Genomic DNA, 15,460 nt, shown 5'->3' with positions numbered 1-15,460 from the left:
ACATACATTGCGAAAAGGGTTTAATTCACTACCCTTTTTGGATGCAGGGTTCTGAATTTATCCACAATTCCAAGCCCCAGAAAGCGTCCATTTTCAAAAGCGAGCGTTTCACCTTGTGGCACATTTCCGGCATTGATCGCCTGCCCACGACTAAAGAAAATCGCCTCATCCAGACTGAGATCAATACGCGGCAGATATTCAACTGCGGCATAAGTGGGGAGCAACAAGGCATCTCGCGCTGGTTCATCCAACGACTCTAAATATTCAATGGTATTGTGCTCATCCAGTACAAAGGATGCCGTCTGTATGCGATGCAACTTGGCTACATGTCCACCACAGCCCAACGCTGCGCCAATATCTTCTGCCAGAGTGCGAATATACGTGCCTTTGCTACATTTCACCGTCAGGGTCAGTGTCGTTGCATCAAAGGCGTTCAGCTCAAGATTAAAGATAGTGACAGGACGTGCAGGGCGATCAATTTCAATGCCTTGACGTGCCAGTTCATACAGCGGGCGACCATCTTTTTTTAATGCCGAATACATCGGAGGCACCTGCATAATCGGACCACGAAATTGTGCCAGCACACTTTCAATCAGCGCTTCATTTAAAGGTGGAATCACAAACTCTTGGACGATCTCACCTTCCTCATCACCTGTAGTCGTTGTCGCGCCGAGTTTGACGATGGTCTGATAGGTTTTATCCGAATCCAGTAAATAGTGAGAAAACTTGGTCGCCTCGCCTAAACAAATCGGCAATAAGCCGGTTGCCAAGGGGTCAAGTGCGCCCGTATGCCCTGCCTTTTGCGCACGGTATAACCAACGCACCTTTTGCAGGATGCCGTTTGAGCTATAGCCTTGAGGTTTATTCAGTAAGAAAACACCGCTGACTGCACGGCGAGGAATTTTTGGACGAGGATCAGACATTAGACAAAATCAGTAGAAAGCATTGCGCGGATTTTAACAGGTTTCGTGTAGAACAGCTTTTGATCTTAGATCGATCATCTCGCAAAATAAAAAGATGCCTTAAACGATTCGTTTAAATAAAAAACCTCAAGTCATGCAGCAATCTGGCAGACAGTTTGCTAATCTAATGACGCTTAAGTCATCATGCTTTGATTCAAAAATTTGAGTCTCAGCAACTCACCCCCATGTCTTTAACACGGCTCATCTATGTACGACGATGAAATACAAATTGCCAAACGCATCAATGCGGGTGACCAGAAAGCGCTACGTGAGCTAATGAAGCTACATGGCGGCGCAATGATTGCTGCGGCACGGGCCATTTGTTCACATGCGGTCGATGACATCGTGCAGGAGGCGTGGATTTCTGCACTTTCGGCACTACCGAATTTTGAACATCGTTCGAGTTTGAAAACATGGCTGGTGCGGATTACCGTCAATAAAGCCTATACCTACATCCGCCAGACACGTCGAGAAGTCTCTTTAGAGGGATTAAGCGACATACAAGATCCGTTGCAACATGCCTTTGATGCGAGCGATCACTGGGTGACGCCATGGGAAACATGGACAGATGATTCGCCTGATAAACTCCTTGAGGCGCATGTGCTCAAAGAATGCTTAGAGCGCCACATGGAGAATTTGCCCAGTGGGCAGCGCATGGTGATGACGCTAACGGATTTGATGGGCCTCACCAGTGATGAAGTCTGTAACAATCTGGAGATTTCTGCGTCTAATCATCGTGTACTACTACACCGTGCACGCGTGACCATCCATGCGATGGTGTCACATTACGAAGCGACGGGCGATTGTTAAACCCGTGATTGAGGAGAAATATGTTTAAGTGTAAAGACATCGGTTACCGAGCAAGCGATTATCTGGCTGGAGAGATGAATCTCTCGGAGCGCGTACGCTTTCGTCTGCACTTAAGTATTTGCCGTAATTGTCAGCGCTTTATGCAGCAAATGCATTTACTGCACGACACGCTTCCTCAGCATCAATTTCCTGAGCCTGATGATACGCAGATTGAGAAGTGGGTGAAGGGGTTGGAATAATATTAAAAATCAGAATGTAATTTAATTTTTTGTATGTAAAATTTAGGTCATAACAAATACAACTTATTATTTATTAGCTCAGTAACAGTACTACTACTTCATATTTTGTTCTATCATTCTCCAAAATAAAGCGATTAGATTCTATGCGCCAACTCTTCTTGTTTTTTCTTCTGCTCAAATCGTCAATAGCAATAGCCGCTGATATGCCTGCACAGAAATTAGTAACTCTGTCTATTGATCAAGATCTGATTACATTTCTTAAAGCCTGTCTCTGGGGTGGAGGTATTTTTCTTGCGATTTTTTCATTTATTGGACTCGCTTTTTTTGGATGGGATGTAAGTAAAGCTAAGGGTTCATTACTAGATGCCCAAAAAGAGATTCGAGAGCTTCTGAATGAATCAAAAGCTAATTTTTCTTCAATGAAAGAGTTAAGAGAAAAGCTAGAACAACTTGGTGCCCAACTTGAAGAAAATGATATTACATTTGCCAAAGAGCCTGTGCTGAAAAATAATGAAACTAGATCGCCAATAGATCTTATTAGAGAAGTAATTAACTCAAGTAACTTTGAATGGACAACTATTGAGAGGGTAATAAAGCGTACGGGCCTATCAAGAGATGCTATCCTGAATGAAGTTCGCAAAGCACCAGACATTAAGATAAGTAGTGGGCGTAAAACTCAAGATTTCATTTTCAAAATTAAGACTGATAAGTAAGCGATTTCCTCACCCATTTTAAAAAATAGTGAGGTTCCCATAATTCTTGATTTTATACTATCTCACCCAACGCTTAACTACCCTTCTCACCCAATAATCCACGCTCACAAAGCGCCCACCGCCCATCTTGATCAATGCCAGCAGCATCACCAAATAAGTCACTGCAAACTCAACGCCATTATTAATAATCGCAAAATTACCACTTGAAGTCAGCCAGTCGTAATCACCGTGCTCTTTGAGAATTTCTCTAGCGGCCTGAATCTTATCCCCCGCTTCCATCACTCGCATATTGGCAAACGGTGCGGTCTGATCGGCTATCGCCTGCCAGCCATTCGGTAAATGCACAGTGAAGATGGCAACAAGCATCGTTACAATCAGCGGAATGCTAATCCAGCGTGTAAATAGACCCAGTGCCAGCAATACCGCACCTGATAGCTCTGTACCCGTCGCCAAGCTTGCCATGATCGTTGGAAACGGTAACCCTAAGCCATCCGCACCAAACCACGCAATGGTATCGGAGAAAGCTGCCAGCTTATTCATGCCCGCCGTCCAGAATACCGGAACGAGATAAAGTCGCAACGCTAACGCGGGTAGACCATCCACAGGCTGGATGATCTGCCCTAAGCGATCTAATAAAGCATCAAGGGTCGAAACGGAATTTTTAATGAAGGTACTCATGGTGATCACTCAACGCATCAATGGAAAGTAATCCATAGACACACCAGACTCAGTTTCATTACAGAAAAACTGAAAAATAAATTTATTTATATTTTTTTTTGAAATCGATGTAACAAAACCAGATGAGCTTCGTCTATTCTCTGAACGCACACTACGGCAGTGCGCGTCACTCTCCAATCAAGGATTTTTCGAGGATTATGCTCATGTCAAACAAACTACAAACTCTGACCCCAATCGCAGCAATGCTCGCTATGTCATTAACTGGTGTTGCTCATGCTGCTGAAATGCCTGCGGCCTCTGCACCTGCCATGTCTATGGCAAAAGACGCAAACTGCGGTGCAAACAAGAAAGCCCAAGAAGGTAAATGTGGGATTCATAAAGCCGCAATGGGCGGGATGAAAGAAGGTAAATGTGGTGAAGCAAAATGCGGTGCTGACAAAGGTAAAAAAATGAAAGATGGTATGGTCGTTGAGTCTTACGTCCATAAAGCCGAACATGGTGGCTCTAAAGAAGGCAAATGTGGCGAAGCAAAATGCGGTGCGGATAAAGGCAAAAAAATGGCACACGGCATGGTTGTTGAAAAATAATCATACCGCTATCAATCAGGACAACTTAACGTGACCATACGCCCCCCTTCCCATCCTGCCATCACTGGTGCAGGACTAGGCTTACGCCGCGACTTTATGTCTGAGCTGTACGCAGAGCTTCTCTCCAACAAAGGTTTAAACAAACCTGACTTCTATGAGATTGCACCGGAGAACTGGATCGGTATGGGGGGGCGCTACGCGCGTGATTTACGTGCATTCACAGAGCGTTATTCTTTTGCTTGTCATGGACTGTCGCTGTCGATTGGCGGCATCAGTCCTTTAAATATTGAATTCTTAAAGCAAGTGCGAGATTTTTTGGATACGCATCAGATAGATGTTTACTCTGAGCATTTAAGCTATACCAATGATGGTTCTTACCTTTACGATCTGATGCCCATACCCATGACCTTGGATGCAGCCAAATACGTTGCGGATCGGGTGATTCAAGCGCAAGAGATTCTGGGTCGCCGTTTAATTCTGGAAAATGTATCGACCTATGCAATGCCTAACGCTGAAATGTCAGAAGCTGAGTTCGTATCGGAGGTCATCAGGCGTTCGGATTGTGAGCTGTTGCTTGATGTGAACAATGTCTATGTGAATAGTATCAATCATGGCTCAAACGCCCATGCTTTTATCCAAGCCATGCCCGCGGAACGTGTGCGCTATTTGCATATTGCAGGGCACGATGGAGAAGATCCAACACTATTGATAGATACGCATGGTGATGATGTTATTGCGCCGGTCTGGCAGTTGCTGCAATTTACTTATGAGACGATTGGCATTCGCCCAACGCTACTGGAGCGGGATTTTAATGTGCCTGCACTGGATACTTTACTGGCTGAAGTCGATCACATCCGGCAGATTCAAACAAAACAAAAAATCGGATTCGTGAATACATCGGATGAGCAAAACTATGCCAGCGCATGATCATCAAATCACAGATTTTCAGCAGCATCAACGCGCATTCACCCAGTGGATTCGTCATCCAAACACGGCGCCCATTCCTGATCAGATTGAATCACGTCGCATGCAGACCTATCGTGATCTGATTTTCAATAATGTTAGTAGCTTCATCGAACATACCTATCCCATCACACAAGCCATGCTCCCCAGTGAAACTTGGGCCATGCTCATCGACAACTTCTTTAAATATGGTCAGTGCGACTCACCATATTATTATGATATTTCACTGCATTTTAGAGAGTTTCTCAATCAAGAGCCGCAAGAGGAATTTAAAAACAAGGGCGTTGAAGATACTGAATACAAAAAAACTAGTAACCTCATTCAGCAAACTCACCACTGCTACCCTTGGTTAAAAGAACTATTGCAGTATGAATGGATGGCGCTCTATGTGGATATGACGGAGACCTTATGGCTGGACGATACGTTCGGGTCAAAGCCCGTACCCGAGCCCACTCTTTTAAAATTTAAGATGTTGAACAAAGACATTCCGATCACTCTAAAAACAACTTGCTGGGTATTGGCCTACCAGTATCCTGTACATACGTGGTCACAGGACAACGCTCCAGCCAGACCCGAAATCGCACCGACCTGCTTACTGATCTTTCGCAATCAAGACTTTCAAATGCGTGTTTTTAGTCTGCACCCCCTCTGGGCGTATTTAATTGAGCTGATCCAGACCAAAACCGCTTGCACCATCCACCATTTGATCCAACAGCTCAGCATAGCGACTCAGTATACTGAGAAAGCATCAAGAACAGAGGTTAAGGCATTAATCAAATGGTTGTTGAGTATCAACTTATTTCACATTCAGGCTGATTCTTTAATCTGATAATCAGTTGATGCAATCTTGTATATTGTTCCGCACAAAGCCCTTTCACATTCATTAATTTATGCTATAAATTGATATGAGCCTTTGATCCCTTTTCTTGTGGTCACAGCGACTCGGCACATAGTCAGGAAGTACTTCAAATAAAGCCAAATTAGTCCATCACTTAATGGAAATAGCTATGAAAACCGTTGCCCATATTCTCAATGACAAACCCAATCAAGCCATCTATACCATTACCCCGAAAGCTACGGTGCTTGAAGCCATTACCTTAATGGCCGAGAAAGGGATTGGTGCTTTGATCGTTGCTGAAGGCGACAAGGTTGTTGGTATTGTGAGTGAGCGCGATTACGCGCGAAAAGTGGCACTGATGGAGCGTTCTTCATACGCCACCACCGTCTCTGAAATTATGAGTGCGGATGTGATCACGGTTACCCCTAAACACACCAATGAGCAATGCATGATTTTGATGACCGAAAATCGCTTACGTCATCTGCCCGTATTGGAAAATGACAAACTTTTGGGTCTAATTTCGATTGGTGACTTGGTCAAAGGTGTGATTGAAGATCAAAAAAATCTGATTGAGCAATTACAGCGCTATATCCGCGGCGAATAAAACCTCGCTTCATTTCGATTTCTACATACGTGTGCTGGGATACTTAACGATCCCAGCATCGATCTATGCTTTATTTCCATTTCCTATCACTCATCAGGAGAACCGCTGTGTACCAATTGTATATCGCCAATAAGAACTACTCTTCTTGGTCGCTACGACCTTGGGCACTGATGACCGAACTCGGTATTCCTTTTGAAGAACGCAATGAATTGTTTACTGATGATAACTGGGAAATTTTTCGTAAATTCTCACCTAGCGGTAAAGTGCCCTGTTTAGTCGTCGATAACGACTTCGCGGTATGGGATTCCCTGGCGATTGTAGAATACTTAGCAGAGCACTACCCGAAGGTATGGCCCACAGGTGCCAAAGCGCGTGCATGGGCACGTTCGGCATCGGCTGAAATGCATTCAGGGTTTAGTCCATTACGCGACATTTGCTCAATGAATTGCAGTGTACGTATCCAGCTCAAGGATATTCCTGCGCCTTTGGCCAAAGACATTGCGCGAATTGATGAACTTTGGAATGAAGGCTTAAGCCGTTTTGGCGGACCATTTTTGGCGGGTAATGAATTTACAGCAGTGGATGCATTCTTTACGCCCGTGGCGTTCCGCATCTCAACCTATGGTTTAGAACTAAGCCCGGCAGCGATGGCATATAGTCGGCGCCTACTGGAGCTTCCTTCTCTTAAAGTTTGGGCTGACGCTGCGATCCTTGAGCCGCGTCATGAAGAACATGAAGAATGGTGCTTACAAAATGGCAGCATCATCTCGGATGTACGTCTAACCAAAGCATAAAACACGGTTCAATTTAACGCACCCAGCGAATAACATACTCTTCGATATCTTCGGGATCAATTAAGGTCTCGGAGATACAACGTCCCGCAGCCGATTTCCTCGCTTGACGCACACTATTGGCATTGCCTGTGATCAGAGGATGCCACTTCGGGAGCGCTTTGCCTTCATCCAGCCTACGATAAGCACAGCTCGGCGGTAGCCAATTGAGCTGTGGGACACGTTCCGGAGTCAGTTGTAGACAATCGGGAACTTTGCTTTGGCGGTTGGGGTAATCCGTACAGCGTGCGGTCTTAGTATCTAGGAGTTGGCAAGCTGCCTTAGTATAGACAACTTCACCGGTATCTTCATCTTCAAGCTTAACAAGACAGCACAGGCCACAACCATCGCATAGTGCCTCCCACTCATCGGCTGTGAGCTCAGTAAGGGTGTAATGCTGCCAAAAGCGCTCACGCAGTACTGGAGGCGTTATAGACGGTTTTGGCGATGGCTCTAACCGAGGTTCTGACATAATTTTTCAACTTTTTAAAAATCGCATGCAAAGACTGCACTGAACAACACACCCTAACTTGAATGACGATCACGCATTCGACACGACTATGATATAGGCTTCATGAAAAAAGAGCCATTTGAGGATTCAAATGGCTCTTTTTATCAGCTAATTGAGTACGTTTAATCGCAATCCATTACTCTTCGCGACGAGGTGCCAATGCTAAATATGTTGCGGGATTCTGACGCTTGCCATCGAGCAATACTTCGTAGTGCAGATGTGGGCCTGTGCAACGACCAGTACAGCCTACAAGAGCAATTTCTTGGTCTTTCTTGATTTGATCACCGACCGATACCAAGAGACGCGATGAATGACCATAACGGGTCACATAGCCATTCCCATGATCGATTTCAATGAAGTTGCCATAACCGTTTTTCCAGCCAGAATACACAACTACACCCGTACCCGTTGCATAGATTGGGGTCCCATAAGGAACAGCAAGATCCACGCCAGGATGGAACTCACGGCCACCCATGGTGCGATAACCGTAAGGAGAGGTCACTCGTGCATTAGCAACAGGCTCTACAGCCAAAATGTCACGCAATTGAACCTTGGATTCAGGTGAAGTCATCATCGACTGATTCAGGCTTTGTAGACCTGACTCACGACGTTGAACCTGTTCGACCACTTGATTGATCGTATCGGAGATACGGTCAGAGCGAGAAGGTGTCACATAATCGGGATCGTAATCACCGCCAATACCGTCTTGGTTGGTGTGATGATCATGATCTTCATCATGGTCACGGGCGATCAAACCCGATGATTCTAATGATGCAGTCAATGCAGACTGTTGTTGCCACAGTTGCGCAATCGGCGCATCTGCTGCAGAAGCAGCACTTGTAGCAGAAAAGGAAACCACAGGATTCATCGTTAAAGATGCATCTTGCGTTGCAGCGAAGCTCAAAGAATTAAAACTAACACTACCTAAAACTACCGTAGATATCGCAAACAAAGCTCGCTGCACGCGAAACATCTTTAATTGCATAACAACCTCATTTTTAAGTCTTGCGTATCGGTCATGTTTGGGTTGTAAAGGACATTTTTTGTCACTCTTTACAACCAATACTGCAAAAGTGTTGCTGAAAAAGCACTGGTTCGTTAAGGTAGCAAGATCAATGCCACTTCACTGCGATTGAAACAGGATGCAACACGCGTTGCATGCTTAGTGTCCAATCAACCCGTGTACAACAACTCAAAAGAGTAGTGATCCACATGAAACTTCCCGCTCAGCCCTTCCAAAAAAAATCATACAGGACTGCCGAAAATTCCTATTCACAAAGCAATTTAAAAAACCTTCAGACTCATATTGAGTACCTAAAGACATTAACTCAATTGATTTTGCCAATACTTTCCGAAGTGCTTCCTCAGCAAGAGGGCGCACCACGTGTGAGCTGGCAAGTTGCAGCGCTGGATGGCGATGTTTTGTGCATTGCAACAGAACATCATACCGCGGGCAGTCAATTGAAGTATTTACAGCATCAAGTCATCAAATCATTACAGCAGCATCCGGAATTTGCCGCCGTTCGTCATTTGAAAATTGTGATTGAAGTCCAGCCTAAGCCCAAGACGATTAGTCATGGACGCTTGCCTGCCCTCAGTCCTGAGGTCAAACAAATACTGGATGATGCTGCTTCAGCGTTTCAAGACACGGATATTAGCGATACCTTGAGACGTTTAGCAAGAGAACGGCGATGAGTGGGTACGTAAACGTTACATTGTAACATCGCCTGCTTTTTACTCAAAAAATATAACTAGTGTTGTTTTTAAACACTTTTATGAATTAATCGGCCGCAATATAATGAATTGGGCAGTCATTCTTGTCACTAAATGTCACAATTTCATAGCTTGTAGGCTGTGCAAGTAAGGCTCTGAGCAACTGATTATTGAGCGCATGGCCTGATTTATAACCATCAAACTGACCGATGATGCTATAGCCCAGTAAATACAAATCACCGATCGCATCCAACATTTTGTGCCGCACAAACTCATCTGCAAAGCGCAGCCCGTCTTCATTGACGATACCATGGTCATCAACCACGATAGCATTATCCAAGCTGCCACCCAACGCCAGATTATTGGCTTGTAGATACTCGATGTCCCGCAAGAAGCCAAAAGTACGCGCATGACTGAGCTCTTCAACATACGATGTTGTTGAGAAATCCAGTTCAGCAGATTGATGCTCTTCATCAAAGGCAGGATGATCGAAATCGATAGTAAAGCACATGCGAAAGCCGTGATACGGAATAAACGCTGCGCGTTTATCTTCGACGAGGACTTCAACAGGTTTAATAATTTTTACGAATTTTTTCAGCGCATCTTGTTCAACAATACCAGCCGTTTGAATCAAGAAGACAAAAGGCCCTGCACTACCATCCATGATCGGCACTTCAGCCGCAGATACATCGATCATGAGATTATCAATGCCAAGACCCGCCAAAGCACTCATCAAATGTTCAACTGTACCTATGCGGGCGCCATCATGCTCTAAATTAGAGGACATGGTCGTTTCGTTGACCAATAATGCCTGCGCGGGAATCTCAATCGGAGGGTTTAAGTCCACACGACGAAAAACAATGCCGCCGTCAGCAACATGAGGATGTAAAGTGAGATAAACTTTTTTACCGCTATGCAGCCCAATACCAGTCGCACGAATGGTTTGCTTAAGCGTACGTTGCCTGAGGCCTTGCGGGCTAGGAGAGTTCAGCATTTTATTTCAAAATATTACAGTATTGCGCCATGCTAACATTGATTGACTCACGTGCCAACACAAGAGCCATTCTCATTTGACAAAAAAGAAAATCTTACTCAACATAATGCCAAACAAATCACACTTATTAGATAAATATCTCTATTTATTATCTCTCACATTAAAAAATTTTAATAAAAAAAACCATCTCGAAAGATGGTTTTTGATGGATTGTCAATTGTACAAAACGTCAAATCATAGCAAATAACCAGACGCTATTAACGTTTTTGCTGGTTTTTCAAGAAATCCTGAATACGAATTGGTGAAGCAGCAGTTGGTGCAGCTTCAGTCGCAGCCGAAAGCGGTTCAGATAATCCCGCATGACGACGATCAATCGCAGGTGCATCTGCATCATCCAGAGGTAAAGACACTTGGTCTTTACGTGTAGGAACTGGACGGCGCGGTGCGGTGCGGTCATCACGGCTCAAACCCGTTGCGATCACGGTGATACGCAGCTCTTCACCCGCATCTGGATCCACAACCATACCGACAAAAATATTAGCATCTTCGTCCGCAATTTGAGCAATCACTTCACCTACGGTTTGGAACTCGTCGAGCTTCACATCCGCTGCAGTGATATTGACCAATAGGCCTTGTGCGCCTTCAAGCAATACGTTATCCAACAATGGACTACGAATTGCCATTTCAGTCGCAATGCGTGCACGGTCATCACCTTTTGCAGTACCGATACCCATCATGGCATGACCACGTGCGGTCATCGCTGCACGAATATCCGCGAAGTCGATATTGATCATACCCGGATTGATAATCAAATCAGAAATACCACGTACCGCATTCAACACCACATCATCAGCACGTTTGAATGCATCGACGACTGAAAGATTGCGGTATACGCTCATCAATTTGTCATTCGGAATGGTAATCAACGAGTCCACATATTGGGAGAGATCTTCAATACCTTGTTGAGCAGATGCCAAACGACGTTTGCCTTCAAATTGAAACGGTGTGGTGACCACAGCGACGGTCAAGATGCCCATTTCTTTGGCAATCTCAGCAACGACAGGTGCCGCACCGGTACCAGTACCCCCGCCCATACCAGCAGTGATAAAGACCATGTCCGAACCTTGTAAGGTTTCACGGATACGCTCATGTTCTTCTTGTGCCGCCAGACGACCCACTTGAGGATCAGCACCAGCCCCTAAACCACGGCTGGTTTGTAGACCCAGTTGGATGCGGTTTGGTGCAGACATGCGGTCTAAGGCTTGGCGATCCGTATTCGCACATGCAAATGCAACACCTTTAATGCCTGAACGAACCATATGTTCGATTGAATTGCCACCGCCACCGCCAATACCGATCGCTGTAAATCGCGCCAGTCCGTTATTGTCAGATGTTTCATCTTGCACCAATGTATAAGCTGACATGGCGTTATGTCTCCAAAATAAATAGTACGGCAATGACTTATGTTGATTTTGATCTATTCTAAATCATTCTAAGTCAAGTCATTGCCTCATGCTGTGTGATAATACGTTTAAGTTCTGTGTTTTCGTGCACACGCTGTCTGACAAGTCATCTCAAAGACAGCACAACCATCAACTCCAGAACAACCCAAATGACTCATAAAACTTTAAATCGTTGAAAACTTCTCGGGTAAGTGCAAAATGCCCTATCCTAAAACGACATCAAAAAATTGAACGTAACCAATCCACTGTACGTTTCCACGGCGTCACCATCAAGCGGTTCACAATCTGACCATCTCGACCCGCATCTCGATCAGTTTCTTCACTCCAGCGCTGGTTTTCGCTTTGGCTATACAATAACAAACCACTTGCCGTTGCAAAAATAGGTCTGTGTAGCAATGGCTTACGATCATCGCGAATTTCGACACTAGCAGGATGATTGCCCAAATGAACGGGGACACCCAATGATTGCCGCGCTAGACTGACGATCCCTTCGATCTGACAAGCCGCACCTGACAATACAACCCCATGGCGTAGTACGCCAAAAGCACCTGTATCAACCAGTAAGCGCCTGATTTCTTCAAAAATCTCTTCGTAGCGCGCAATAATAATATCCGCCAAATCCATACGGCTCAGGGTAATGCCTGGATTGCTACCGACACCAGCAACCTGAATCATTTGATCAGGACGGATCAGATCACGATTAACTCCACCATATCGGACTTTCAACGTCTCTGCTTGTTCAGTCGAGGTCTGGAGTACCGAGGCAATATCACGCGTCACATTTTCGCCACCACGTTGAATGGTATGACTTAAAATCAGGCGATTTTCAAGATAAACCGATACTGCGGTAATACTCGCACCAATATCAATCAAACACACCCCATAATCTTTTTCATCACGCAGCAATGTCGATTCTGCTGTGGCAAGATTAGAGATAATCATACGCTCAACACCAATATTGGCCGACTTTAGCGCTTTATCCAAATTTTGCATGGTGTTGTTTGGCAGCATCATCAAATGATAATGGCCTGTGATCGCGTTTGCAGCCATATTGATCGGATACTCAGCCCATTCATCACTATCATCAATCGATACACCAAGCGGTACCGAATTAATCAGATAGTGTGTTGGCATCAAGTGGCTACTTTTCGCCATCTCCAGCGTGCGAACAATTTCTGCTGTGGTAATCGTGCCATTGGCAACAGGCGTACGACCGGACGCATTAAAACTTTGCAATTCTGGACTGGGTATCGCAACCCAAGCGCTGTGGACACGGCAATCCGCCATATCTTCAGCCAGTGCTACCGCTTCTTTGATCGAAGCCACAACCTTATCCATATTGCTAATCATGCCCTTATTCATGCCGCGATTACTGGCATGACCAAGCCCAATAATTTCAATATGATCAGCAGCATGAACCCGGCCAATGAGTACCGCAACTTTATGCGTGCCGACATCAATAGCCACTATCGTCGGGATGGTTTCAGTTTCACTCATTATCACAGCCTACTTGTTCACAAAAACATCGTCAAAATTCATATTTTAAGTAGCGCATAGGCCACTCTCTCAATTCATCAGTGATTCGTAGAGGCATTAGCCACCTAAGGTTGAACCACGGTATTCAGTGCACCAAACGTCGGTGCTGATGGCGTGGTAAGTGTGGTAGCAGCATTTGCCGTACTCATCACTGGACGTTGATTCATAGCAACGTCCTTCCACTGAATCGCCATCCCATTACGATAACGCAAATCAACGGCAGCAATCCGCGACCAAAGTCCACGCAACTTTTCATCGCCTTGACCTAAATCACTTAAGCGCTGTAATTTTAGATTAGTCTGTTCTTGATCAACAATAACACGCAGCCCCGAATCAAAAGACATAAACCATGTCATACGATCCGTCAGGTACAACTCTTTTAAGCGCAGCCCCAAAGGGGTAAACCATTGATCAATTTGTTGATACTGCTGCATCATCGCCACAGATTGGCTGATCGGACCATGAAGCAGAGGTAAATCATTATGATCCTGACGCACTGCCTCTGTAAAAACCGTGCCACGACCACTCAGCAAACGACCACTGCCCCAGCGTGCAATCGGCTGCCTCGGAATCACGCGCACCAGTAAACCATCGGGCCAATGCCGCGTCACAGTGACGCTTTCAACCCAAGATTGATCCAGCACCGCATCGCGAATCTTGGTTAAATCTGCTGTAAAATAGTTTTCGTGAATAAGGGGCTGTATACCGCGTTGCAAAATACTCTGCTCAGCACTACTGATGTCCCCAGTCACCATCACCTCGGCTACAGGGGCATGCAGCAAACGATGTGCCAGTCCCCAAACGCCCATACCACACAGAATCAATGCTGCCACAACCAACAACCAACTTCCGAGACCTGACAGCTTACCAGCCATCGTCTGATTGCCAGCTTTGACTTGAGGTTCTGAGCGGAGTGAGGCAGGTAACTGAGCCATATCGTATTTTATCTCAACCCGCATGTGCAGCAGTAGGCTTGGAAGCTGGCGTAGCATCTGCAACGTGTCCATCCTGATTCAACGTCTGACGCAAAATCTCTACACACAGATCAGCAAAGGAATACCCTATTGCTTTTGCGGCCATTGGCACCAGAGAGTGATCGGTCATACCCGGCACTGTATTGACTTCCAGTAGCCAAAAACGACCTTGCTCATCTTGCATGGCATCGACACGACCCCAGCCAGTCGCACCCACGGCATTAAAAGCCCGTAACGCCAGTGATTGCAGTTCTTTTTCTTCTGCATCGCTTAAACCGGAGGGAATTCCGTATTGCGTGTCATTACGGATGTATTTGGCTTGATAATCATAAAAAGCAACATCTGCAGGTGGTTGCAAACGAATCACTGGCAGTGCTTTGCCATTCAGCATCGCAACGGTAAATTCACGGCCCGTAATCCACGCTTCCGCCATTACCACCGCATCATGACCGCTTGCCGCCTGATAGGCGGGCTCCAGTTGCTCCAGTGTCTCCACTTTGCTCATGCCCACGCTTGAGCCTTCATGAACCGGTTTAACAATCAGCGGTAGGCCGAGCTCGGCAACCACCGCATTAAAATCAGTATTTTCATCCAACAAACGGTATGGCGCAGTCGGAAGATCAATCCCTTTCCACAGCTGTTTGGTACGAACTTTGTCCATACCCAATGCAGAGGCCAGCACACCCGAACCCGTATACGGGATATTCATCCACTCCAGCAACCCTTGGATCTGACCGTCTTCACCGCCACGACCATGCAATACGATAAAAGCACGGGAATAATCCGTGAGGTCGCTGAGTGCCCGATGTGATGGATCAAATGCTTCAGCCTGCACACCTTTCGTCAATAATGCATCGAGAACGGCTTGACCACTTTTCAAAGAGACTTCACGTTCTCCAGAATTTCCACCAAACAACACCGCAACTTTGCCAAACTGTTCCATGCTTTTTAAACCCATGCTAAATCTATATGCCCAAACCGTCGATCAAACGACCTGATTGCTCTTCTGCGCGCAATACCCATAACACCACAATGACACTGATCA

The 15,460-nt window shown here is 45.6% G+C and carries 18 protein-coding genes; 9 read left to right on the top strand and 9 right to left on the bottom strand.

Translation table 11 applies throughout. The features are described 5' to 3' along the window. Nucleotides 1-20: 20 nt before the first annotated feature. A complete protein-coding gene (gene truB / locus HYN46_RS01115; protein ID WP_114897727.1) occupies nucleotides 21-923 on the bottom strand; it encodes a tRNA pseudouridine(55) synthase TruB in 903 nt (300 codons plus the stop codon). Between the two features lie 246 nt (nucleotides 924-1,169). Here truB and HYN46_RS01110 point away from each other — a divergent pair, with 246 nt between their 5' ends. From HYN46_RS01110 to HYN46_RS01100, 3 genes are all read left to right on the top strand, one after another. Further along, nucleotides 1,170-1,772 (top strand): RNA polymerase sigma factor, encoded by a 603-nt coding sequence (locus HYN46_RS01110; RefSeq protein ID WP_114897726.1) that lies wholly within the window; start codon nucleotides 1,170-1,172, stop codon nucleotides 1,770-1,772. 20 nt (nucleotides 1,773-1,792) lie between these two features. Next, nucleotides 1,793-2,011, top strand: coding sequence for a zf-HC2 domain-containing protein (locus HYN46_RS01105; RefSeq protein ID WP_114897725.1), 219 nt, complete (start codon nucleotides 1,793-1,795; stop codon nucleotides 2,009-2,011). A 143-nt stretch (nucleotides 2,012-2,154) separates the two neighbouring features. Beyond that, nucleotides 2,155-2,724, top strand: a complete 570-nt coding sequence (locus HYN46_RS01100) for a hypothetical protein (RefSeq protein WP_114897724.1) — start codon at nucleotides 2,155-2,157, stop codon at nucleotides 2,722-2,724. Between the two features lie 57 nt (nucleotides 2,725-2,781). Here the strand turns inward: HYN46_RS01100 and HYN46_RS01095 are convergent, their stop codons facing one another. Continuing rightward, entirely contained in the window at nucleotides 2,782-3,390 is a 609-nt protein-coding gene (locus HYN46_RS01095; protein ID WP_407640782.1) for an HvfX family Cu-binding RiPP maturation protein, read from the bottom strand. 215 nt (nucleotides 3,391-3,605) lie between these two features. On the opposite strand from HYN46_RS01095, the gene HYN46_RS01090 reads away from it, so the two are divergent. The 5 genes from HYN46_RS01090 to HYN46_RS01070 all read left to right on the top strand — a co-directional run bounded on the left by HYN46_RS01090 (nucleotide 3,606) and on the right by HYN46_RS01070 (nucleotide 7,188). After that, a complete protein-coding gene (locus HYN46_RS01090; protein ID WP_114900505.1) occupies nucleotides 3,606-3,989 on the top strand; it encodes an HvfA family oxazolone/thioamide-modified RiPP metallophore in 384 nt (127 codons plus the stop codon). A 30-nt stretch (nucleotides 3,990-4,019) separates the two neighbouring features. Beyond that, nucleotides 4,020-4,916, top strand: coding sequence for an HvfB family MNIO-type RiPP peptide maturase (locus tag HYN46_RS01085; RefSeq protein WP_228254852.1), 897 nt, complete (start codon nucleotides 4,020-4,022; stop codon nucleotides 4,914-4,916). Continuing rightward, complete coding sequence (locus tag HYN46_RS01080; RefSeq protein WP_162818050.1) at nucleotides 4,903-5,781, top strand: HvfC family RiPP maturation protein; 879 nt, start codon at nucleotides 4,903-4,905, stop codon at nucleotides 5,779-5,781. Before HYN46_RS01085 ends, HYN46_RS01080 begins: the two co-directional genes overlap by 14 nt. Nucleotides 5,782-5,959: 178 nt before the next feature. Continuing rightward, nucleotides 5,960-6,394 (top strand): CBS domain-containing protein, encoded by a 435-nt coding sequence (locus HYN46_RS01075; protein ID WP_114897721.1) that lies wholly within the window; start codon nucleotides 5,960-5,962, stop codon nucleotides 6,392-6,394. Nucleotides 6,395-6,501: 107 nt separating this feature from the next. After that, on the top strand, nucleotides 6,502-7,188 hold the full coding sequence (locus tag HYN46_RS01070) for a glutathione S-transferase family protein (protein ID WP_114897720.1): 687 nt from the start codon (nucleotides 6,502-6,504) through the stop codon (nucleotides 7,186-7,188). 13 nt (nucleotides 7,189-7,201) lie between these two features. On the opposite strand, the gene HYN46_RS01065 is transcribed toward HYN46_RS01070, so the two are convergent. Then, nucleotides 7,202-7,696: a YcgN family cysteine cluster protein gene (locus tag HYN46_RS01065; protein ID WP_114897719.1), complete on the bottom strand. Its 495-nt coding sequence runs from the start codon at nucleotides 7,694-7,696 to the stop codon at nucleotides 7,202-7,204. 175 nt (nucleotides 7,697-7,871) lie between these two features. Then, nucleotides 7,872-8,720 (bottom strand): M23 family metallopeptidase, encoded by an 849-nt coding sequence (locus HYN46_RS17560; protein WP_322887813.1) that lies wholly within the window; start codon nucleotides 8,718-8,720, stop codon nucleotides 7,872-7,874. A gap of 347 nt (nucleotides 8,721-9,067) precedes the next feature. Between HYN46_RS17560 and HYN46_RS01055 the strand changes: the two genes are divergently transcribed. Further along, nucleotides 9,068-9,430 (top strand): DciA family protein, encoded by a 363-nt coding sequence (locus HYN46_RS01055; RefSeq protein ID WP_162818049.1) that lies wholly within the window; start codon nucleotides 9,068-9,070, stop codon nucleotides 9,428-9,430. Between the two features lie 85 nt (nucleotides 9,431-9,515). Here the strand turns inward: HYN46_RS01055 and lpxC are convergent, their stop codons facing one another. The 5 genes from lpxC to HYN46_RS01030 form a co-directional block, all read right to left on the bottom strand. Then, entirely contained in the window at nucleotides 9,516-10,442 is a 927-nt protein-coding gene (lpxC, locus tag HYN46_RS01050; RefSeq protein WP_114897717.1) for a UDP-3-O-acyl-N-acetylglucosamine deacetylase, read from the bottom strand. 257 nt (nucleotides 10,443-10,699) lie between these two features. Next, a complete protein-coding gene (gene ftsZ / locus HYN46_RS01045; protein WP_114897716.1) occupies nucleotides 10,700-11,866 on the bottom strand; it encodes a cell division protein FtsZ in 1,167 nt (388 codons plus the stop codon). A 258-nt stretch (nucleotides 11,867-12,124) separates the two neighbouring features. After that, entirely contained in the window at nucleotides 12,125-13,402 is a 1,278-nt protein-coding gene (gene ftsA / locus HYN46_RS01040; protein ID WP_114897715.1) for a cell division protein FtsA, read from the bottom strand. 104 nt (nucleotides 13,403-13,506) lie between these two features. Then, complete coding sequence (locus HYN46_RS01035; protein WP_114897714.1) at nucleotides 13,507-14,376, bottom strand: cell division protein FtsQ/DivIB; 870 nt, start codon at nucleotides 14,374-14,376, stop codon at nucleotides 13,507-13,509. A 13-nt stretch (nucleotides 14,377-14,389) separates the two neighbouring features. Further along, nucleotides 14,390-15,358 (bottom strand): D-alanine--D-alanine ligase, encoded by a 969-nt coding sequence (locus HYN46_RS01030; RefSeq protein ID WP_407640764.1) that lies wholly within the window; start codon nucleotides 15,356-15,358, stop codon nucleotides 14,390-14,392. Nucleotides 15,359-15,460: the final 102 nt, after the last annotated feature.

The organism is Aquirhabdus parva (assembly GCF_003351745.1).
Lineage (GTDB): Bacteria > Pseudomonadota > Gammaproteobacteria > Pseudomonadales > Moraxellaceae > Aquirhabdus > Aquirhabdus parva.
This window is presented reverse-complemented; position numbering and strand designations above follow the sequence as displayed.